The organism is Limnohabitans sp. G3-2, assembly GCF_002778275.1.
In the GTDB taxonomy this organism is placed as follows: Bacteria; Pseudomonadota; Gammaproteobacteria; order Burkholderiales; family Burkholderiaceae_C; genus Limnohabitans_A.
Genome location: NZ_NESG01000001.1, coordinates 333,874 through 354,254 on the forward strand (window position 1 = coordinate 333,874; position 20,381 = coordinate 354,254).

Below are 20,381 nucleotides of genomic sequence, written 5' to 3' on the forward strand. Positions count from 1 at the left end.
CTGCACCCCAAAAGAAACCGCCCCGAAGGGCGGTCTCTGCGTTCAAAAATCAGGCCACGCCATGGCGCTTGAGCCAGGCCAGCAAGCGCTGCCAACCATCGTCTGCCGCCGCCTTGCGGTAGCTGGGACGGTAGTCGGCGTGGAAAGCGTGCGGAGCCTCAGGATAAACCACAAACTCGCTGGCTTTGGCCGCTGCGGGGCCTTGGGCCAGTTCTGCTTTCATCTTATCAACCGTGTCAAGGGGGATGCCCGTGTCGGCCGCGCCGTACAAGCCCAGCACCGGCGCTTTCAGGTTGCCGACCAAGGCCAAGGGGTGCGAGGGGTTCTGAGGCGTGGTGTTGCCGACCAAACGGCCATACCAGGCCACACCGGCTTTGAGTTTAGGTTGGTGCGCCGCATACAACCAAGTGATGCGCCCACCCCAGCAAAACCCCGTGATGGCCAGTTTGTCGGTGTTGCCGCCGTTGGCCGCAGCCCAAGCCACGGCAGCATCCAGATCGCCCATGACCTGCGCGTCAGGCACTTTGGAGATGATTTCGGCTTGCAACTTGGCGATTTCGCCGTACTCGGTCGGATCACCTTGACGCACAAACAGTTCGGGGGCAATCGCCAGGTAACCGGCTTGGGCCAGGCGGCGCGTGACATCGGCAATGTACTCGTGCACCCCGAAAATCTCGGAGATCACCAAAACGACTGGCAAGCCAGTCTTTCCTGCAGGCGCGCTGCGGTAAGCGGGCATTTTGAAACCATTCACATCGATGGTCACTTCGCCCGAAACCAAGCCAGTCACCGGCGTTTTGATGGCCGTTTGCGCCATGATCGGCATGGCGGCGGCGGCGTAGCCCACACCCAAAGCCGCTTTCAAAGCCGTGCGGCGGCTGGCCACCGCGTCTCCCGCTTGTCCACCCAACAGGGCCTGCGTGTCTTCAATCCAATTTGGGTTCAAGGGATATCTCCTCGTTTGTGCCATCAAAAACCGAGATCTTGGCACAGTCCCTGAGGGCTTGCACCAGGTCGGCGATTTAAACTGCCGCCATGACCGACACCGCCCTGCCTGTCCTGTATTCCTTTCGTCGCTGCCCCTACGCCATGCGGGCCCGGCTGGCCCTGCACGTCAGCGGCGTGGCCTATGCGCACCGGGAAGTGGCCCTCAAGCACAAACCGGCCCATATGCTGTCGCTGTCGCCCAAAGGCACGGTCCCGGTTTTGTGGCTGGGCAGCGCGGCAGGCGAGCCGGTGCTGGAACAAAGTCTGGACATCATGCTGTGGGCGCTGCGCCAGCACGACCCGCTGGGCTGGCTGCCAGGCGCGGGTGCGGGCATGGACGAAGCCATGGCTTGGATCACCCACAACGACGGCCCTTTCAAGCGACACCTGGACCGCTACAAATACCCCAACCGTTCAGGTCTGCACAGCGGCCAAGCCGACCGCGACGAGGCGGCGGTCTGGTTGCTCTCGCTCAATGCCCGACTGGCCTCACAGGCTTGTCTGGCCGGCGGGCAATGGGGGCTGACCGATGCCGCCATCGCCCCCTTTGTACGGCAATACGCCCACACCGACCCCCGCTGGTTTGCCGCGCAGCCATGGAAAGCTTTGGCGCGCTGGCTGGCCGAATTTGAAGGCTCCGAGCTGTTCGCCAGCATCATGCACAAGCACGAACCCTGGCAAGAGGGAGCCTGACGCTCAGTGCGCCTGCTCCCAATTGGGCCCAAAGCCCACTTCGGCCAAGAGCGGCACCTTCAAATCGGCCACGCCCGCCATGATGCGCGGCACCTCGGTGCGCACCCAATCGACTTCTGCCTCAGGCACCTCGAACACCAATTCATCGTGCACCTGCATGATGACCTTGGTGGCCTTGCCTTGTTCGTCCAGCGCTTTTTGCACAGCGACCATGCTCAGCTTGATCAAATCGGCCGCTGTGCCCTGCATGGGCGCGTTGATGGCGGCGCGCTCGGCCCCGGCGCGGCGCGGGCCGTTGGGGCTGTTGATCTCGGGCAAGACCAGGCGGCGGCCAAACACCGTCTCGACATAGCCCAGCGCCTTGGCCTGTTCGCGCGTGGCGTCCATGTAGTGCTTGACGCCCGCAAAGCGCTCAAAGTAGCGGGTGATGTAGTTCTTGGCGGCGGTGTTGTCGATGCCCAAAGCCTTGGCCAAACCAAATGCGCTCATGCCGTAAATCAAACCGAAATTGATGGTCTTGGCATAGCGGCGCTGCTCGCTGCTGACCGTTTCGGGCGTTGCGCCAAACACTTCGGCCGCCGTGGCCTTGTGCACATCCAGCCCTTCGTGGAAGGCCTTGAGCAAGGCCGCGTCGTCGCTCAGGTGCGCCATGATGCGCAGCTCGATCTGGCTGTAGTCGGCACTCGCAATCACGCTGCCCACCGGCGCCACAAAGGCCTCGCGCACTTTGCGGCCCTCGGCCGTGCGCACCGGGATGTTTTGCAGGTTGGGCTCGTTGCTCGACAGACGACCTGTGACGGCCACCGCTTGCGCGTAGTGGGTGTGCACCCGGCCTGTGCGCGGCAGGGCCAGTTGCGCCAACTTGTCGGTGTAAGTGCCTTTGAGCTTGGCCAGGCTGCGGTGCTCCAGGATGCGGGCGGGCAGCGGGTAGTCCTCGGCCAGTTTCTCCAGCACCTCCTCGTCGGTGCTGCGGGCGCCGGTGGCGGTTTTCTTGATGACGGGCAGGCCCAGCTTGTCAAAGAAGATCTCGCCCAGTTGCTTGGGGCTGGCCAGGTTGAAAGGCTGCCCGGCAATCTCGTAAGCCTCGGTTTCGAGCTGCACGATGCGCTCACCCAGCGCCTGGCTTTGCGCGGCCAGTGTGGGCGCGTCGATCAGCACGCCGTTGCGCTCGATGCGGTAGAGCGCTTCGCTGGTGGCGATCTCCAGACCGTACACGTACTTCAGGCCCGCGTGCGCCTCGATCTGAGGCCACAGCGCCAAGTGCACGTCCAGGCACTGGTCCGAGTCTTCGCAGGAGTAATGCGCGGCTTTGTCCACGTCCACCTGCGCAAACGGGATCTGGTGCGCACCCTTGCCGCACAGGTCTTCGTAAGTCACGCCCCGGCGGCCCACATGCCGCTCGGCCAGGCTACTGAGGCCATGCGGTTTGTGCACTTCGAGCACATAGCTCTGGAGCATGGTGTCGTGCGCGTAGCCCTGCACCTCGACGCCGTGGTTCGCGAACACATGGCGGTCGTATTTGATGTTCTGGCCCAGCTTGGGGCAGGCCGGGTTTTCCAGCCAGGGCTTGAGTTTGGCCAGGACCTCGGCCAGCGGCAGCTGCTCGGGCGCACCCGGGCCGTTGTGGGCCAGCGGGATGTAGGCCGCCTCGCCCGGCTTGACGCTGAGGGACAGGCCCACGATCTCGGCCCGCATGGCGTCCAGCGAAGTCGTTTCGGTGTCGATGGCGGTGAGCGGCGCTTGTTCGATGCGGGCCAGCCAGCTGTCGAACGCGGCCCAGTCGAGCACGGTGTCGTATTTCAGGTCGCCTTGCACGGCGCTCGCGGCGCTGTCCAGCTCGGGGGCTGCAGGAGGCGCTTCGTCAGGTGCCGAGCCAAACAAATCGCCCATGCCCGTGTCCATGCCCGTGTTTTTGGGCTTGACCGTTTTGGCTTTGGCCGCAGGCGCAGGCACGGCCCCGCCCAGCGACTGCACCAGCCCCTTGAAACCATAGGTTTGGTAGAACTGGAGCAGCTTGTCTTTGTCAGGCGCGTGCAGGTGCAAGCTGACGAGCGAGGGCAAATCGGGCACCCAGCCGTTCAGGTCGCAATCGGTTTTCATGGTCACCAGGGCCCGGCCCTTGGGCAGCCAGTCCACCGCCTGGCGCAGGTTCTCGCCCGCCACGCCCTTGATGTCGTGGGCGTTTTCCATGAGCTTGTCGAGCGAGCCGTATTCCATCAGCCATTTGGCCGCCGTTTTGGGGCCGACCTTGGCCACACCCGGCACGTTGTCCACCGTGTCGCCCACCAAGGTTTGGTAATCGATCATGAGCGATGGCGGCACGCCAAACTCGGCGGTCACGCCCGCCACGTCGCGTACCTTGCCGTTCATGGTGTCGATGATGGTGATGTGCGCATTCACCAATTGGCTCAAGTCTTTGTCGCCACTCGACACCGTGACTTGGATGCCCTGCTGCGCGGCCACATGGGCCAGCGTGGCGATCACGTCGTCGGCTTCCACCCCCGGCACGTCCAGCACCGTCCAGCCCATCAGGCGCACCAGTTCGTGGATCGGCTCGATCTGCGCGCGCAAATCGTCGGGCATGGGGCTGCGGTTGGCTTTGTATTCGGGGTAAAGCGCGTCGCGGAAGGTGGGGCCTTTGGCGTCGAACACGCAGGCCGCGTAAACGGCCGGAACGTCCTTGCGCAGCCGCTCCATCATGTTGATCATGCCCCGAATGGCCCCGGTGGCGGGGCTGCTCGGGTCACCGGGCACGGCCCGTAAGTCGGGCATGGCGTGGAAGGCGCGGTACAGGTAGCTGGAGCCGTCGACCAACAAGAGGGTCGGTTGGGATGTTTCGGGGGTGTTTTCGCTCATCCCCCGATTGTGTACCGGCTTTCCACCCGAAAAACCACCATGGCTTGGGGTCTGGCCTGCAGCAGTGTGATGTGGCAAAGCGAAGCGCCAACAAACTCCGCCGTACGCCCAGATGGTGTGTGGGGCCTGCGCTGAGGTGATGTGGCAAAGCGAAGCGCCTCTGAGCCTCGGCGCAGGCCCCTCACACCATCGCTCCGCCAGCCAAGCCATCCAGCACGGGCAGCCCTTTGCGGGTCATGTCGGTCTTTTCGCCCTCTACAATCCTTGTTTTGCTCACCCAAGCCAGAACCCTCTGGCGCTTTGACGGTTTTCTCCCCCATGGCGGTATTCACCGAAGTCACCGAAACCCAGGCCAACGACCTGATGCAGTCCCTGAACTTGGGGACCCTCACCGAATTGCGCGGCATCGAAGGCGGCATCGAGAACACCAACTACTTCGCCACCACCAGCCAAGGCGAGTATGTGCTCACCTTGTTTGAGCGCCTGACACAAGAGCAACTGCCGTTTTACCTGTACCTGATGAAGCACTTGGCGGGCCGCGGCATCCCGGTGCCCGACCCGGCGGCCAACCGCGATGGCGACATCCTGCACACCGTGAGCGGCAAACCTGCCGCCGTGGTCAACAAACTGGCGGGCAAAAGCCAGTTGCAACCGCAGGCCTTGCATGCCGCGGCCGTGGGCGACATGCTCGCGCGCATGCACCTGGCCGGGGCCGACTACAACCGCAGCCAGCCCAACTTGCGTGCCCTGCCTTGGTGGAACGACACCGTGCCCGTGGTGCTGCCCTACCTGGATGAAGCCCAAGCCGCCTTGCTGCGCAGTGAATTGGCTTTCCAGAACCACACGGCGAAAACCGCGGCCTATGCCGCCCTGCCCCGTGGACCTGTCCATGCCGACCTGTTCCGCGACAACGTCATGTTCGATGGCGAGCAACTGACCGGCTTTTTTGATTTCTATTTCGCGGGCGTGGACACTTGGTTGTTTGACCTGGCCGTGTGCCTGAACGACTGGTGCATCGATCTGCCCACAGGGGCGCACCACCACGGGCGTGCCCAGGCCATGCTCGCGGCCTACAACCAAGTGCGCCCCTTGAGCGGCGCTGAGCGCGCACTGCTGCCTGCCCTTTTACGGGCAGGGGCTTTGCGTTTTTGGATTTCTCGGCTGTGGGACTACCATCTGCCCCGTGAAGCGTCCATGCTCAAGCCTCACGACCCGACCCACTTTGAGCGCGTTTTGCGTGGCCGTGTCCTGCACCCCGTCTCTGCTTCTGCCTTGATCTGAACCCATGAACTTGCAAATCGTTCCCGCCCGTGCTGGCCTCAAATGGGCGCGCCAGGGCATGCGCACCTTTTGGCGGCAGCCTTTGGCCATGTCGGGGCTGTTCTTTTTGTTCATGGCCACGGTGTCGGTGGTTTCCATGGTGCCCTTCATTGGGGGGGCTTTGGCCTTGGTGGTCTTGCCGGCGCTCACCCTGGGCATGATGGCTGCCACCCAAGTGGCCTCGGACGGCAAATTCCCCATGCCCAGCGTGCTGTTTGTGGCCTTCAAGAGCGGACCGCACCGCCAAACCATGTTCATCTTGGGCGTTTTGTACGCCGTGATTTTCTTGGTGGTGATGGGCTTGTCCACACTGGCCGATGGCGGCACTTTTGCGCAGGTGTACTTTGGTGGCGCCCCCATGACGCCGGAAGTGGTCACGACCGACTCGTTTCAGACCGCCTTGTGGGTGTCCATGCTGTTTTACGTGCCGCTGTCCATGATGTTCTGGCACGCGCCCGCCTTGGTCCATTGGTACGGCATGCCTGCTGTCAAAAGCTTGTTTTTCAGCTTCATGGCCTGTTGGCGCAACCTCAAGGCTTTCACGGTGTATGTGTTCGCCTGGGGTGTGGTTTTCATGTCGGCTGCAGTCTTGGCCATGCTCATCGCCAGCTTGCTGGGCAACCCGGGTCTGATGATGGCCACCTTCATGCCCATGGCCCTGATGGTGGCGGCCATGTTTTTCACATCCATGCTGTTCTCGGTGCGCGACTGTTTCGCGACCGATGTCTATGACGAGCCGCCCAGCCGTGCGGGGCAACCCGACTGAGGGCCTCAGTGGTGGTGGCCGTGCGCACCGTGTGCATGGCGGTGTGTGATCTCTTCGGCTGAAGCGGCACGCACCTCTTGCACCGTCAAGGTGAGCGTCAGGTGTTGACCCGCCCAAGGGTGGTTGGCATCCAAGATGACTTTGTCGCCCTTGATCTTGACCACGTTGAACACCTGTTCATGGCCTTCGGCCGAGCGGCCACGCAACTGGCCGCCCACTTTCACGCCAGGTGGAAACTCGCTTTTGGGGATGGTTTGCACCAGGCTCTCGTCGCGCTCGCCAAAGGCGTCGGCCGGGGCCAACTTCAAGGTGGTCGTGAAACCCACAACTTGCCCTTCGAGGGCAGCTTCAATTTTGGGGAAGGTGTTGTCATAGCCGCCATGCAGGTAAGACGTGGGCTCTTGTGTCTTGTCGAGCAATTGGCCTTGGGCATTGACCACTTTGTGGTGCATGGTGACCACGGTGTCTTGGGTGATTTTCATAAAAACTGTTTCCGGTTATCCATCGGGTGATTGTCGTTCAGTCGTGGCGTATTTTCAGCGCGTCAATTGAATCTGTGGCAGTGAGCCCCTGCTCGCGAAAAAGCCTAGCAGACCGCGAACATTCGGCCGCAGGGGCGGCCTCCCACAGGGGCAGACAGGCTGCCTCAAACCACCGTGAGTTTAGCCACGCTCAGCGCCAGCCATTTCACGCCGTGGCGCGGAAAATTGACCTGGGCACGGGCATCGGCCCCTGCGCCTTCGACGGCCAGGACTTTGCCCTCACCGAACTTGGTGTGGAACACCTGTTTGCCCGCCGAAATGCCATGCTCAGGCGCGGCTTTTTGCACAGGCACCGGGGGGCTTTTGTAGGTTTCGGTGCTCAAGCTGCTCTGGCCCCAGGCTGGACGCGCGTGGCGGCTGGAAGCCGGGGTTTGCGGCCATGCACCGCCGGATGCACCGGCGCCCCCTGCACTGCCCAAATTCGAGAAACCGCCGGTTTTGGGCGTCACCCACTTCAAGCAGGCTTCGGGCAACTCGTCCAGAAAACGGCTTTTCAGGTTGTAGCGGGTCTGGCCGTGCAGCATGCGGGTTTGCGAATGGCTCAGGTACAGGCGCTTGCGGGCCCGGGTGATGGCCACATACATCAGGCGACGCTCTTCTTCCAGGCCATCGAAATCATTCATCGAATTTTCATGCGGGAACAGGCCCTCTTCCAAACCCGTGATGAACACCGCATCAAACTCCAAACCCTTGCTGGCGTGCACGGTCATGAGCTGGACGGCGTCTTCCCCGGCCTGTGCCTGGTTGTCGCCGGCCTCCAAAGAGGCGTGCGTCAAAAACGCCGCCAACGGGCTCATGATCACGCCGTCTTCGCTGAACGCATCCACGGTGCCCAGGTTGGCGTCAGTTGAGCCGCTCAGGCCTTGGCTGGCGGGACTTTGCGACAAGGTTTGCGGCATGGCCACCGCGCTGCGGCCAAAGCCTTCTTGGGTCACAAAGCTCTCGGCGGCGTTGACCAATTCTTCCAAGTTCTCGACCCGGTCTGCGCCTTCTTTTTCGGCGCGGTAGTGGTTGACCAAGCCGGTTTTGTCCAGCACCAGGTCAATGATTTCGCGCAGCGTCAGACCTTCTGTCTGCTCGCGCAGCACATCGACCATGGCCACAAAGGCGGCCAGGTTGGCCCCGGCCTTGCCGGTGGTGGCGCTCACCGCATCGTGCAGCGAGCAGCCTGCGGCGCGCGCGGCATCTTGCAACTGCTCGATGCTGCGTGCGCCGATGCCGCGCGGCGGAAAGTTGACCACCCGCAAAAAGCTGGTGTCGTCGTTGGGGTTCTCCATCAGGCGCAGATAAGCCAGTGCGTGCTTGATCTCGGCGCGTTCAAAAAAGCGCAAACCGCCATACACGCGGTACGGGAAGCCAGCGTTGAACAGCGCCGTTTCCAGCACCCGGCTTTGCGCGTTGCTGCGGTACAGCAAGGCCACTTCCTTGCGCTCAAAGCCGTCCAATTTGACCAACTGGCGCAACTCCTCCACCAACCACTGCGCCTCGGCAAAGTCGGACGGCGACTCCACCACCCGCACTGGCTCGCCCGCGCCTTGGTCGGTGCGCAAGGTTTTGCCCAGGCGGGTTTTGTTGTGGCTGATCAGGTGGTTGGCCGAGTCGAGGATGTTGCTGAAGCTGCGGTAGTTCTGCTCCAGCTTGATCTGGTGTTGGACCTGAAACTCGCGCACAAAGTCGGCCATATTGCCCACGCGGGCACCGCGGAAGGCGTAAATGCTCTGGTCGTCGTCGCCCACGGCCAAGATGGCGCATTCACCGCCCTCGCCCGGCAAGCCGGCCAGCTGCTTGAGCCAGGCGTATTGCAGCTTGTTGGTGTCCTGAAACTCGTCCACCAAAATGTGGCGAAAGCGGCGGCGGTAATGCTCGCGCACATGCACGTTGTCGCGCAGCAACTCGTACGAGCGCAGCATCAGTTCGCCAAAATCCACCACGCCTTCGCGCAGGCATTGCGCTTCGTACAGCTGGTACAGCTCCACTTTGCGGCGGGTCTCATCGTCGCGCACCGGCACATCGCCGGGGCGCTGGCCGTCTTCTTTGCAGCCCGAGATGAAATACTGCACCTGCTTTGGGGGAAAGCGGTCTTCGTCCACATTGAACTGCTTGCACAGGCGCTTGACGGCCGAGAGCTGGTCTTGCGTGTCCAAAATTTGAAACGTCTGCGGCAAGCCGGCCAGCTGGTAATGCGCCCGCAAAAACCGGTTGCACAGCCCGTGGAAGGTGCCAATCCACATCGCGTTCACGTTCACCGGCAGCATGGCCTGCAAGCGCAGCTTCATCTCTTTGGCCGCTTTGTTGGTGAAGGTCACAGCCAAAATGCCGCCGGGCGAGACCTGCGAGGTTTGCAGCAGCCAAGCGATGCGTGTGGTCAGCACCCGTGTTTTGCCCGAGCCGGCCCCCGCCAAGATCAAAGCGTGCTCGGCAGGCAAGGCCACAGCCCGGTGCTGCTCATGGTTGAGCTGGGCGAGCAAAGGCGAAGCGTTCGCCGCGGGGTCGGAAAAGGGAGACATCATGCTGTTGATTGTAGAAAGGTCCGAAAGCCCGCCGGCGTGCCGGCTGAGCCACCGCGGCCCACCGTGGCAGACGCCGAAAACCTCAGGCAAACCCTAGCCTTCTGGGTGTAAACAACTATTTACAGGGGGCGCAACGCCAGTTAAAACCGTATATACGGATTGAGCAGAAAGGCCCGTCATGTCTCGCATCAACGCTTGGGTAGCCAAAATAAGCCGAATTCCTCAGGATCTGGCTTGTTTTTTCTATGTGCCATCGGCCACGGGCTCTTTCGAGCACGGCCATCAGAGCTTGGGCCCCACGGCTTCGTCGACGGTTTCCCACAAGCACTGGCCAGAGGCCGCTCGCAAGCCGCTGCCCATGATCAAGTTGGCGCCTCGCACCAAACATTGATGGGGGCACCAAGCCCCTGACGCCAACGGTCAGCCAATTCCAGTAGAATCAGACACCGGGCCCAAGATTCTTGTGCCCGGTTTTTTTTGCCCTGAATCTGCAACGGGTTCACCACAGGGGCCAGAGAACCGGCCAAGCCAAGCGCTCATTCGTTCCTTTTAACGATTCCTCTTTGGAGCTTGGTTTTCTCATGGAAATTTTTGATTACGACAACATCCTGTTGCTGCCACGCAAATGCCGCGTGGAAAGCCGTTCCGAGTGCGACGCGGGCGTCGAACTCGGTGGCCGCAAGTTCCGCCTGCCGGTGGTGCCTGCCAACATGAAAACGGTGGTGGACGAGTCCATTTGCCTGTGGATGGCGCAAAACGATTACTTCTACGTCATGCACCGCTTTGACCTGGACAACGTCCAGTTCGTGCGCGACATGCACGCCAAAGGTGTTTACGCCTCGATCTCGCTGGGCGTCAAAGCCCCTGACCGCGCCACGGTGGACCAACTCGCGGCCGAAAACCTGGTGCCCGAGTTCATCACCATCGACATCGCCCACGGCCATGCCGACAGCGTGCGCGACATGATTGGCTACATCAAGGGCAAATTGCCCACGAGCTTCGTCATCGCGGGCAATGTGGCCACACCCGAAGCGGTGATCGACCTCGAAAACTGGGGCGCTGACGCCACCAAAGTGGGCGTGGGCCCCGGCAAGGTCTGCATCACCAAGCTCAAGACGGGTTTTGGCACGGGCGGCTGGCAGTTGTCGGCGCTCAAGTGGTGCGCCCGCGTGGCGACCAAGCCCATCATTGCCGACGGCGGCATCCGCAGCCACGGCGACATCGCCAAGAGCATCCGCTTTGGCGCGAGCATGGTCATGATCGGCTCACTCTTTGCCGGCCACGAAGAGTCGCCCGGCAAGACGGTGGAGGTCGATGGCGAGATGTTCAAGGAGTACTACGGCTCGGCGTCTGACTTCAACAAGGGCGAGTACAAGCACGTGGAAGGCAAGCGCATTCTGGAGCCCATCAAGGGCAAGCTGGCCAACACGCTGATCGAGATGGAGCAAGACGTGCAAAGCTCAATCAGCTACGCGGGCGGCACCAAGCTGATGGACATCCGCAAGGTGAACTACGTGACCCTGGGCGGCGACAACGCGGGCGAACACCTGCTGATGTGAACCCACCGCCGCTTGGACAAAAAAGGGAGCCGCAGGGCTCCCCTTTTTTTTGGGGGGGGTCAACGCTTCAGCGCAAAGCCCCAAGCGCCAGCATCAGGCCGCTGACGACCAACAGGGCGCAAATGGTCTGGCGCAGCCGGGCCACGGGCACGAGGTGTGCCAGGCGGTGGCCCAGCCAAACACCCCCCAAAGCCACACCGATCAACAGCAGCCAGCGTTGCCAGAGCAGCTCACTGCCCAAGCGCCCCTCCCAGCCCATGCCGGCCAACACGGTGCTGGCGGCCACGGTGATGATCATGGGCGTGCTGGCGCGCATGTGCTGCACATCGGCCACGCGGCGGCTCAGCCAGGCCACCACGAGCGGCCCTGCGGTGCCAAAGAGCATTTCAACCACACCAATGGCCGTGCCCACCGGATAAGCCCAGAGGGGCGCAGGCAGCCCTTTTCGCTCTGCCGCCGGGCGCAAGGCGTTGACGCCCACACCGGCCACATACATGCCCAGCAGCACGAGGGGCCAACGGGCCTGCAAATGCGGCATGAGCCACAAGCCGAGCAAGGTGCCGAGCACCAGCCCGGGAAGCAAACGGCGCAACTCGCGCCACTGCACCTGTCGCCAGTTCAGACCACTGTGAAACGCCGAAGCCGGGACATCCATGAGCAAGGTCAGCGCGACCACCTCGGGCAAAGGCCACTGCCAGGCCAGCAGCGGCACGATGACCAGTGCCGAACCAAAGCCCGTCAAGCCCAAGACGGTGTAACCCAGCAAAACCACGCCCATGGGGTAAAGCCACTCGTGCATCCTGATTCCTTTTTGGCCGTCAATCGGTCAAGTGTTTTTGGACAAACTCTCCGAACACCGACATGGCAGGCAACTCGCTGCGGCCAACCAGGGTGATGAGGCCCAGCCGAGCCTGGGCTTTCAGCGGAGTTTGCATCGGCAACTCGACCCATCCACCTTGGGCCATGCCCGCGCGCGCAGCGCCCACGATGCCCAAATAAACCGCATCGGTCTGTCCCACCACATCGAGCAAGCTGGCGATGTCTTCACACTGCAAGGTGGTCATTTGTGCGGGATTGGCTTGAGGTCCATAGTGGTCCACCAGCAAGCGGGCCACCTCTTGCGACAGCGGGATGGAGGCGATGGGGAAAGCCAGCAAAGCGTCAAAAGGGACGCCATCGGGGTGAAGGCTGAGCAGCGGATGACCCTGGCGGCACACAAAGCCTGCGCGCATCTCGACCACATGCGAGATTTTCAAGTCCGGCGCGGCTTCCACACGCCGCACGTCCACCACCAAGGCATCGAGCTGGCGCTCGCGCAGCTGGGTCAACTGCAGCTCGGTGGAGCCGCGAGAGACGGTCACCTGCACCGTGGGGTGGTGCCGGGCCATGTAGACCAGCCATGGCGTCATCAGCATGGCGCCGGGGCCAGAGCCCAAGCCCACCCGCAAATGGCCCAGGCCCCCTCGCTGCAGCAAGGCCGCGCCCTCTTGGAGTTCTTGGGCGTCGTGCACGATGCGCCGTGCCCGCTCGAGCACCAAGCGGCCCAAAGGTGTCAGCTCATTTTTTTTGCCGATGCGGTCCACCAGCATCCCGCCCAAGTCTTCCTCCAGCGCCTGGATGCTGCGGCTCAAGGCGGACTGGGTGATGTGCAGCTTTTCGGCCGCACGGCTGAAGGAGCCCGTTTCGGCCAAGGCCAGCCAATGCTCCAGGTGTCTGAGGTTCATGTATTCATTTTACGAATGAATATCAGAAAAATAAGTCATTGGACACATTGAATTGGCATTTTTACGATGTGTTCATGGTCACTTCAACCATGCCAAAAAACCCACTCAATGGAGACATCATGAACGTCAAAACCCTTCTCGGCAGCCTGCTGCTGGCCGCCAGCGCCTTTGGCCCGGCCTGGGCACAGCCCTATCCCACGAAAACCATCAACCTGATCGTGCCCTACCCGGCCGGTGGACCGTCCGACTTTTTTGCCCGCAAAGTGCAGCCCGACGCGGCCGCCAAACTGGGGCAGACCATGATCATCGAGAACATTGGCGGGGCCGGTGGCGCCATCGGCATGGCCAAACTGGTCAACGCACCCGCCGACGGCTACACCCTCAGCTTGGGCAGCCCCATGGAGCTGGTGCTGGCCCCCATGGCCATCCAGGGTGTGAAGTACAAATCCGAAGACTTCAAACTGGTGGCCCAATTCGCCACCACCACGACCATCTTGGCGGTGCGCAACTCCCTCAACGTCAAGACCGTGGACGAACTGCTGGCATTGGCCCGCAAGAATGCCGACAAGCCCCTGAGCTACGGCAGCGTGGGCCCCGGCTCGCTGTACCACCTGGTGGGCGAAAAATTCTCCCAACTCACCAAAGTCCAGATGCTGCATGTGCCCTACAAAGGCATTGCGCCGCTGTTGACCGACCTGATGGGGGGCCAGATCGACATGGCTTTCCTGCCCATGGCCGGCTCGATTCCGCAAACCCTCATCGACGGCAAGGTTCAGGGCCTGGCCGTGACCGCCAAAACCCCGCACGCGCTGTTCAAGCAGTTTCCGGCCATGGCCACCATGAAGGGGCTCGAAGGCATGGACTTTGACCTCTGGGCCGGTGTGCAGGTGCACAAAAACACCCCGGACGCTGTGGTCAACACCCTGAACAAGGCTTTTTATGCGGCCGCTGAAGTGCCCGAAACCCGCAAGGCCCTGGAAGCCAGCGGCAACGTGGTCTTGCCTGCCCGCACGCCCACGGAGCTGGCTCGCATTTACCTTGGAGACATCGAGCGCTACCGCGCCATCGCCAAATCGATTAATCTGCAAGCTCAGTAATCCCTACCCCCCAAGAGGCCCTTCATGAACGCACCCAGCGAAGCTTTTTTGCACGACAAACTGCACGCCTTGCATGCCCAGGCGGATGAATTCATCGCGGTGCGCCGTGACATCCACAAGCACCCAGAGATGGGCTACAAGGAGTACCGCACCAGCGATTTGGTGGCCGAGCAACTGAGCGCTTGGGGCTACCAGGTCACGCGGGGTCTGGGCGGCACCGGCCTGGTTGGCCAGCTCAAAAAGGGGACGGGCGGCAAAAGCATCGGCATCCGTGCCGACATGGACGCTTTGCCCATTGACGAAGCCACTGGCCTGCCTTACGCCAGCTGCAACGTGGGCATCATGCATGCCTGCGGCCATGACGGTCACACCGCCATGCTGCTGGCAGCGGCCAAGCACATCGCCCAAAAAGGCGTCTTCTCGGGCACCGTGAACCTGATCTTCCAGCCCGCTGAGGAAGGTCTGGGCGGCGCCAAGAAGATGATGGAAGACGGTTTGTTCAAGCGCTTCCCCTGCGACGCCATCTTTGCCATGCACAACATGCCCAGCCACCCACAGGGCCACCTGGTTCTGCGCGACGGCTCGGCCATGGCGTCTTCGGACAACGTGACCATCACCTTGCACGGCAAAGGCGGGCACGGCGCCATGCCGCATGTGGCCGCTGACCCGGTGGTGGCTGGCTCGGCCATCGTCATGGGGCTGCAAAGCATCGTGGCGCGCAATGTCGACCCACAGCAAATGGCCATCATCACGGTGGGCGCCTTCAATGCGGGGGTGGCCAACAACGTGATCCCGCAAACCGCCACGCTGCGCTTGAGCGTGCGTTCGCTGGACCGCGATGTGCGCATCCTGCTCGAAAAGCGCATCACCGAGCTGGTCCACGCGCAAGCCCAAAGCTACGGTGTCTCAGCCGACATCGACTACCAACGCGGCTACCCCGTGCTGGTGAACCACCTGGCTGAAACCGATTTCGCCCGCGATGTGGCCGAAGAGTTGGTGGGGGCGGACAAAGTCGTGCGCCAAGGCCGCGCCCTGAACGGCAGCGAAGACTTTGCCTTCATGCTCGAAGAGGTGCCGGGCAGCTACTTGCTGATCGGCAATGGCGACGGCTCGGGTGACGGCCATGGGGCGTGCATGGTGCACAACCCCGGTTACGACTTCAACGACAAAAACGTGGCCGTGGGCTCGGCCTATTGGTCACTGCTGGTCGAGCGGTTTTTACCGGCCTGACACCAGACAGCCCGAAGCCCTCTCTGGCACGACCTGTGGTGGGTGGCCGCCCGGGCAGGGTCAGTTCACTTGGTTGTGGGAGGCCGCCCCTGCGGCCGAAGGCTTGGCTTACCGCGGCTTGCATTCGAGGCGGGTATTCAGAGCATGCATTCGCGAGCAGGGGCTCGCTCCCACAGGAATGGCCTTCTCAGCCAGGGCACGTGCGCTTTTTCGTGGGAGGCCGCCCCTGCGGCCGAAGGCTTGGCTTACCGCGGCTTGCATTCGAAGCGGGTATTCAGAGCATGCATTCGCGAGCAGGGGCTCGCTCCCACAGGAATGGCCTTCTCAGCCAGGGCACGTGCGCTTTTTCGTGGGAGGCCGCCCCTGCGGCCGAATGGAACAGGTCGGCTCAGGCCGATGCTTGGTGAATCAAGGTGTGGGCCAGCGTGTTCAGCCGAGAGCCTACAGAGGTCAAATCGGTCACCACACTGAAGTGGTTCAGGCCGGGCAGGTCTTCGCAAACGGGCACCGTCTTGGGCCCCCAAGCCTGGTGGATCAAGCGGTTGTGGCGCAAAAACTCTGGGCTCTCATCACCCCCCACGACGGTGAACAAAACGCCCTGACGGGGCCGCCGCCATTTGGCGGGGCTGCACATGCGCACGTGCTCAGGCGTCAAGCGCAGATCGCCCTGCACAAACGGCGTCTTGCGCACAGGCGCCAAATCAAACAAGCCCGAAATCGACAGGCCCTTGCGCACCAAGCCCGCAGGCACATCGCGTCCCACGGCCTTCCAGTCACAGCCCAGCAACATGGCGGCCAAGTGGCCCCCTGCCGAATGGCCGATCACGGTGATGTTGCTGCGGTCACCGCCATGCTCGGCAATGTGCCGCCCCACCCAGGCGGTGGCCCGCGCCATTTGCAGGGCGATGTCGGGCACGGTGACAGGTTGGGCATCGCTGCCAGGACACAAAGCGTAATTGACCACCACGACACAGGCGCCCATGTCACGCAGGGCTGGCGCGACAAAAGAATGGTCTGACTTGTCCAAGCTGCGCCAGTAGCCCCCGTGGATGAAGATCACCACAGGTGCGTTGGCTTTGGCGGCAGGAAAAATGTCCAAGGTTTCACTGGGTCCCTCACCATAGGCCACATCCAGCAAAGGCTTGAGCGCCTCACGCGCCAGCACCGAAGCGCTTTTCCAATGCGCAAAGTGTTCTGCGAAATCGGGCACCAAGGCCCGGTTGTTGTACATGCGGTCGTGCCAAGCAGCGTCTTTGATGGGCATAGGGGTCTCCTGTTAAATTTTCATTTCCAAGCGAAGCTGGATGTTGCGCCAATTGCGGTCGGTGGTGCGGGCGGTCTCGTACTGAGCACCTGTGTTGAAAGTGGTGGCCGTCTCATAGTCACGCGGCAACAGATTGCTCACGGTCAAACGCAAGGCGGTCGCCGCCGAGAATCGCCACTGGCCGTACACGTCCACCACGCGCTTGATGCCCTGGTAAGACCGTTGCTCTTGGCTGCGCCGGGTGTCGTAGTCGGGGTTCCAATTGACGTTGCCCCCCACGGTCAGGGGCATGCCCCGCCACCGGTAGTCGCCGCCTAAGTTGGCGGTCATGCTGGGTTGCTGGTCCAAGCGGTTGTCGGGGCCGGGCACATCCTTGACCTTGGAGCGAAAAAAACTCACGTTGCTGCGGATGTCGACAGGCCAGGCCTCTGTCCACGCCTGGTTCAATCGGAATTTGGCTTCCAGCTCGATGCCCTGGGTGACAGCGTCGCCGACGTTTTGGGCGCTGGACACCCAACGCTGTTGGCTTGACCAGTCCACGGTCTGCAAACGGGTCTGGTAACGGATCAGGTCTTGGATGTTGCGACGGAAGACATTGGCGCTGAGCACGCCCCCGCCTTCCAGATGGCGCTCAAATCCCAGGTCAATGCCGGTGGCCAGCTCGGGGCGCAGGTCAGGGTTACCGACACGGTCGGGTTGGGTGGGGGTGTTGCTGGGAAACAGGTCGGGCTGGTAGTCACGCGAATAACGCAGAGGTGCCACCATGTTGTACAGCGTGGGCGTCTTGTAACTGCGCGTCAAGCTCATGCGCACTTGGTCGCGCTTGGCCGGATCGGGTTTCCACAAGGCGTGCAGCAAGGGCGTCAACACCTGGCTTTTGTTGTGTTTGAGCACCTCGCTCACTTGTCCCTCGGTCAAGATGCTCTCGTAGCGGACGCCTGCATAGGCCGACCAATGGGGATTGATCTTGAACTCGTCTTGCGTGTAAGCGGCCCAACGAGTTGTGCGGGCTTTCAAATTACCACTGTCTTCACCAGCGCCAGGGCTGGCCTCTTCGACGCGTCGAACGCCTTCATGCTCCAAACCACTGACCCACTGGTGCCCGTTGTCCAGCACGCGGGTCCATTTGCCACTCAGACTGGTGGTGCGGTCGGTGAAGCGCTGCTCGTCCAGCGCATTGGACAAGACACCACTGCTCAAAGCGGTTTGCGTGATGTGCTGCTTGTACTTGGCTTGACCCAAGCCGAAACGCACCTCCAGACGGTCATCGGCCGACAAGCGTTGGCTCCACTGGCCATTCAAACGGGCGGCGGCATAGCGGCTTTCGTTATCGGTCAAGGCCGAGTTTGAGCTGGATGGCAACAAGATCGACTTGGCATCGATGCGCCCTTGTGCCGCGTATTCGGAATAAATCAGAAATGGCGTCAAGGTCAGGCTTTTGCCTTGCTCACCTTTCCACTGCAAACGGGCGTTGGCATGAACACCTTGTCGGCGACCCACGGATTGCGCAATGCGCTGCTCCTCCCGATCCAGGGAATCATCCGTGTAGTTGGAGGAGATCTCGGTGAGGCTCTCATCGGCGCGTTGGCTGTCCATGGCCGACAGCGTGAAGGTGCCGCTCAAGGGTGAGGTGTTGAGGTTGTGCACCCAGTTCAACATGCTCGAGCCTTGCCCATGCTCCTGGCTGCGGGTGATTTTCAAATCGTCCGGCGAGGCTTTTCGGCCTTCGCGCAACACAATGTTGATCGTGCCTGCAATCGCGCGGGCGCCGGTTTCGGCCGTGGGTGCTCGCAAAATCTCAATGCGCTCCACCTGTTCTGGGGTCAAGGTGTCGATCGAAAAACCGGGCGGCGTGCGCTCACCATCCAGCAGAATTTGGGTGTACCCCCCACCCAGTCCGCGCATCCGAATGGCGCCGCCACGACCCGGTGCGCCCTGCACGGTCACGCCCGGCAAGCGCTTGAGCACATCGCCCAAAGTGGCATCCCCTTGTTTCTCGATTTCTTCACGGCCCATCACGATTTTGGAGGCCGTGGACTCTTGGCGCGCTTCGGTGTCGGTGTTGCGGGTGCCGCGAATCTCCACCTGGCCCAGATCGCTTGACGCAGGGGCCGCTGAAGGGGCTTGCGCCAGAGCGACGCAGGGCGCCGACAACACACCCAGGGCCGATGCCACCAAGCCCCAAGGCACAACAGAGCCAGACCCGGTCAGAAACTGGGCCACAACAGGAAGATGAGATTTAGAGGAGGTATCGCGCATGGGGCCATTTTGACAGCCTCCCATGACAGCTGTGGGCCGGCCCGGTAAAGACCGGGACGCCCACACGATCAATCCTGCAAGCGTTTACTCTTCGGATTTGAACAAGGCCGCCACTTTGCGCTTGGGCTTGATGTTGGCCGAAATCGAGGAGCGGACGGTTTGAGGTCCGCTGGGCTCCCAGCTGGGCGGCACGTCGGTCGCCGCTGGCTCGTAAGGTTTTTGGAAAAACGGATCGCGGTTGATCGGCGCAGGGCGAAAGCCTCCGCGTCGCTCATGGGGTGCGTCCAGGGCATCTCGGGGATCGAGCTCGCGGCGACGGCCCTCGGGGGCGCGTGAACGTGGACGGTCCTCCGCCCGTTCACCCCATTTCGCGGGCGCAGGGCCAGCAGGTCGGGTGTCGAGCTGCAGCGTTTCCACGTCCAGCTTTTTCTTGATCAGCTTTTCAATGTCGCCCACCAAGCGGGCATCCGAAGGACTGACCAAGGTCACCGCCAGGCCCGAAGCGCCAGCGCGGCCGGTGCGGCCAATGCGGTGCACATAGTCTTCGGCGTTGAAAGGCACATCGAAGTTGAACACGGCAGGCACATCTTTGATGTCCAGACCGCGAGCGGCCACATCGGTACACACCAGCAAATCGACTTCGCCCTTTTTGAAGGCTTCCAGCGCTTTGAGGCGCTCGTCCTGGCTCTTGTCACCGTGCAAGGCCGCAGTGCGCAAACCTTCGCGCTCCAAGGAGCGGGCCAAACGGCCGCAGCCGAGCTTGCTGTTCACAAAAATGAAGGCCTGCTTGATGCCCCGGTCGTCCAACACCTTGCGGATCACGCGGCGCTTGTCGTCGTCTTGCGCGGCGTAAAAGCGCTGCTCCACCGTCGAAGCCGTCTCGTTGGGCCGCGCCACTTCGATGGTGATCGGGTTTTGCAGGTAACTGCCGGCCAAGCGTTTGATTTCGGGCGAGAAGGTGGCCGAGAACAGCAGCGTGGTGCGTTGCTTGGGCAAAAAGCTCAGGATGCGCTGCAGATCGGGCAAAAAGCCGATGTCCAGCATGCGGTCAGCCTCGTCCAGCACCACATATTCGACCTGGTTCAGCACCGCGTTTTTGGCTTCGATGTGGTCCAGCAAGCGGCCCGGCGTGGCGACCAGCACCTCGACGCCTTTTTTCAGCTCCAAAGTTTGGGGCTTCATGTCCATGCCACCAAACACCACCGCGCTGCGCAGCTGGGTGTATTTGGCGTACATCTTGATTTGTTGGGCCACCTGGTCGGCCAGCTCGCGTGTGGGCAACAACACCAAAGCGCGCACCGGGTGACGGGCGGGCGAGGTGGAGGGGTTTTCATGCTTGAGCAGGCGCTGCAGCAAGGGCAGCGAAAAAGCCGCCGTCTTACCTGTGCCGGTTTGGGCTGCGCCCATCACGTCCTGGCCCGTCAACACCACTGGAATGGCTTGGGCCTGGATAGGGGTCATGGATTCGTAGCCCATTTCGGCTACGGCTCGTGCCAGCGTAGGCGCCAGCGATAAATTGGAAAAAGAGTCGGTCATTAACCCGCTATTGTCGCATTTTGAGGTGACAGGCCAAA

15 protein-coding genes are annotated in these 20,381 nt (G+C 62.0%); 6 read left to right on the forward strand and 9 right to left on the reverse strand.

The genetic code is table 11. From position 1 onward, the window contains the following. Positions 1–49: 49 nt before the first annotated feature. A complete protein-coding gene (locus B9Z31_RS01510; protein ID WP_233200609.1) occupies positions 50–946 on the reverse strand; it encodes a dienelactone hydrolase family protein in 897 nt (298 codons plus the stop codon). An 89-nt stretch (positions 947–1,035) separates the two neighbouring features. On the opposite strand from B9Z31_RS01510, the gene B9Z31_RS01515 reads away from it, so the two are divergent. Beyond that, on the forward strand, positions 1,036–1,680 hold the full coding sequence (locus B9Z31_RS01515) for a glutathione S-transferase (protein WP_100117796.1): 645 nt from the start codon (positions 1,036–1,038) through the stop codon (positions 1,678–1,680). Between the two features lie 3 nt (positions 1,681–1,683). Here the strand turns inward: B9Z31_RS01515 and polA are convergent, their stop codons facing one another. Continuing rightward, positions 1,684–4,536: a DNA polymerase I gene (gene polA / locus B9Z31_RS01520; RefSeq protein ID WP_100117797.1), complete on the reverse strand. Its 2,853-nt coding sequence runs from the start codon at positions 4,534–4,536 to the stop codon at positions 1,684–1,686. A 318-nt stretch (positions 4,537–4,854) separates the two neighbouring features. On the opposite strand from polA, the gene B9Z31_RS01525 reads away from it, so the two are divergent. Together B9Z31_RS01525 and B9Z31_RS01530 are read left to right on the forward strand one after the other, a co-directional pair. Then, positions 4,855–5,817 carry a homoserine kinase gene (locus B9Z31_RS01525; RefSeq protein WP_100117798.1) on the forward strand — a complete coding sequence of 321 codons (963 nt, stop codon included), beginning with the start codon at positions 4,855–4,857 and terminating at the stop codon, positions 5,815–5,817. 4 nt (positions 5,818–5,821) lie between these two features. Then, positions 5,822–6,622, forward strand: coding sequence for a BPSS1780 family membrane protein (locus B9Z31_RS01530; protein ID WP_100117799.1), 801 nt, complete (start codon positions 5,822–5,824; stop codon positions 6,620–6,622). Positions 6,623–6,627: 5 nt separating this feature from the next. Here B9Z31_RS01530 and B9Z31_RS01535 read toward each other — a convergent pair whose 3' ends face one another. Both B9Z31_RS01535 and B9Z31_RS01540 read right to left on the reverse strand, forming a co-directional pair. Beyond that, the gene (locus B9Z31_RS01535) at positions 6,628–7,104 is read right to left on the reverse strand and encodes a peptidylprolyl isomerase (RefSeq protein ID WP_100117800.1); all 477 of its coding nucleotides are present in this window, start codon (positions 7,102–7,104) and stop codon (positions 6,628–6,630) included. Positions 7,105–7,268: 164 nt separating this feature from the next. After that, positions 7,269–9,674: a UvrD-helicase domain-containing protein gene (locus tag B9Z31_RS01540; protein ID WP_233200611.1), complete on the reverse strand. Its 2,406-nt coding sequence runs from the start codon at positions 9,672–9,674 to the stop codon at positions 7,269–7,271. Between the two features lie 581 nt (positions 9,675–10,255). Between B9Z31_RS01540 and B9Z31_RS01545 the strand changes: the two genes are divergently transcribed. Further along, a complete protein-coding gene (locus B9Z31_RS01545) occupies positions 10,256–11,233 on the forward strand; it encodes a GMP reductase (protein WP_100117801.1) in 978 nt (325 codons plus the stop codon). A 67-nt stretch (positions 11,234–11,300) separates the two neighbouring features. On the opposite strand, the gene B9Z31_RS01550 is transcribed toward B9Z31_RS01545, so the two are convergent. Beyond that, positions 11,301–12,032 carry a sulfite exporter TauE/SafE family protein gene (locus tag B9Z31_RS01550; protein ID WP_100117802.1) on the reverse strand — a complete coding sequence of 244 codons (732 nt, stop codon included), beginning with the start codon at positions 12,030–12,032 and terminating at the stop codon, positions 11,301–11,303. Positions 12,033–12,051: 19 nt separating this feature from the next. Beyond that, complete coding sequence (locus B9Z31_RS01555) at positions 12,052–12,957, reverse strand: LysR family transcriptional regulator (protein ID WP_100117803.1); 906 nt, start codon at positions 12,955–12,957, stop codon at positions 12,052–12,054. 119 nt (positions 12,958–13,076) lie between these two features. Here B9Z31_RS01555 and B9Z31_RS01560 point away from each other — a divergent pair, with 119 nt between their 5' ends. Together B9Z31_RS01560 and B9Z31_RS01565 are read left to right on the forward strand one after the other, a co-directional pair. Beyond that, entirely contained in the window at positions 13,077–14,054 is a 978-nt protein-coding gene (locus B9Z31_RS01560; RefSeq protein WP_100117933.1) for a tripartite tricarboxylate transporter substrate binding protein, read from the forward strand. 24 nt (positions 14,055–14,078) lie between these two features. Then, positions 14,079–15,284, forward strand: a complete 1,206-nt coding sequence (locus tag B9Z31_RS01565; RefSeq protein ID WP_100117804.1) for a M20 aminoacylase family protein — start codon at positions 14,079–14,081, stop codon at positions 15,282–15,284. A gap of 388 nt (positions 15,285–15,672) precedes the next feature. Here the strand turns inward: B9Z31_RS01565 and B9Z31_RS01570 are convergent, their stop codons facing one another. From B9Z31_RS01570 to B9Z31_RS01580, 3 genes are all read right to left on the reverse strand, one after another. Beyond that, the gene (locus B9Z31_RS01570) at positions 15,673–16,548 is read right to left on the reverse strand and encodes an alpha/beta hydrolase (protein WP_100117805.1); all 876 of its coding nucleotides are present in this window, start codon (positions 16,546–16,548) and stop codon (positions 15,673–15,675) included. Between the two features lie 12 nt (positions 16,549–16,560). Then, positions 16,561–18,807 carry a TonB-dependent siderophore receptor gene (locus B9Z31_RS01575; RefSeq protein WP_100117934.1) on the reverse strand — a complete coding sequence of 749 codons (2,247 nt, stop codon included), beginning with the start codon at positions 18,805–18,807 and terminating at the stop codon, positions 16,561–16,563. Positions 18,808–18,891: 84 nt separating this feature from the next. Beyond that, positions 18,892–20,343 (reverse strand): DEAD/DEAH box helicase, encoded by a 1,452-nt coding sequence (locus B9Z31_RS01580; protein ID WP_100117806.1) that lies wholly within the window; start codon positions 20,341–20,343, stop codon positions 18,892–18,894. Between the last annotated feature and the right edge of the window lie 38 nt (positions 20,344–20,381).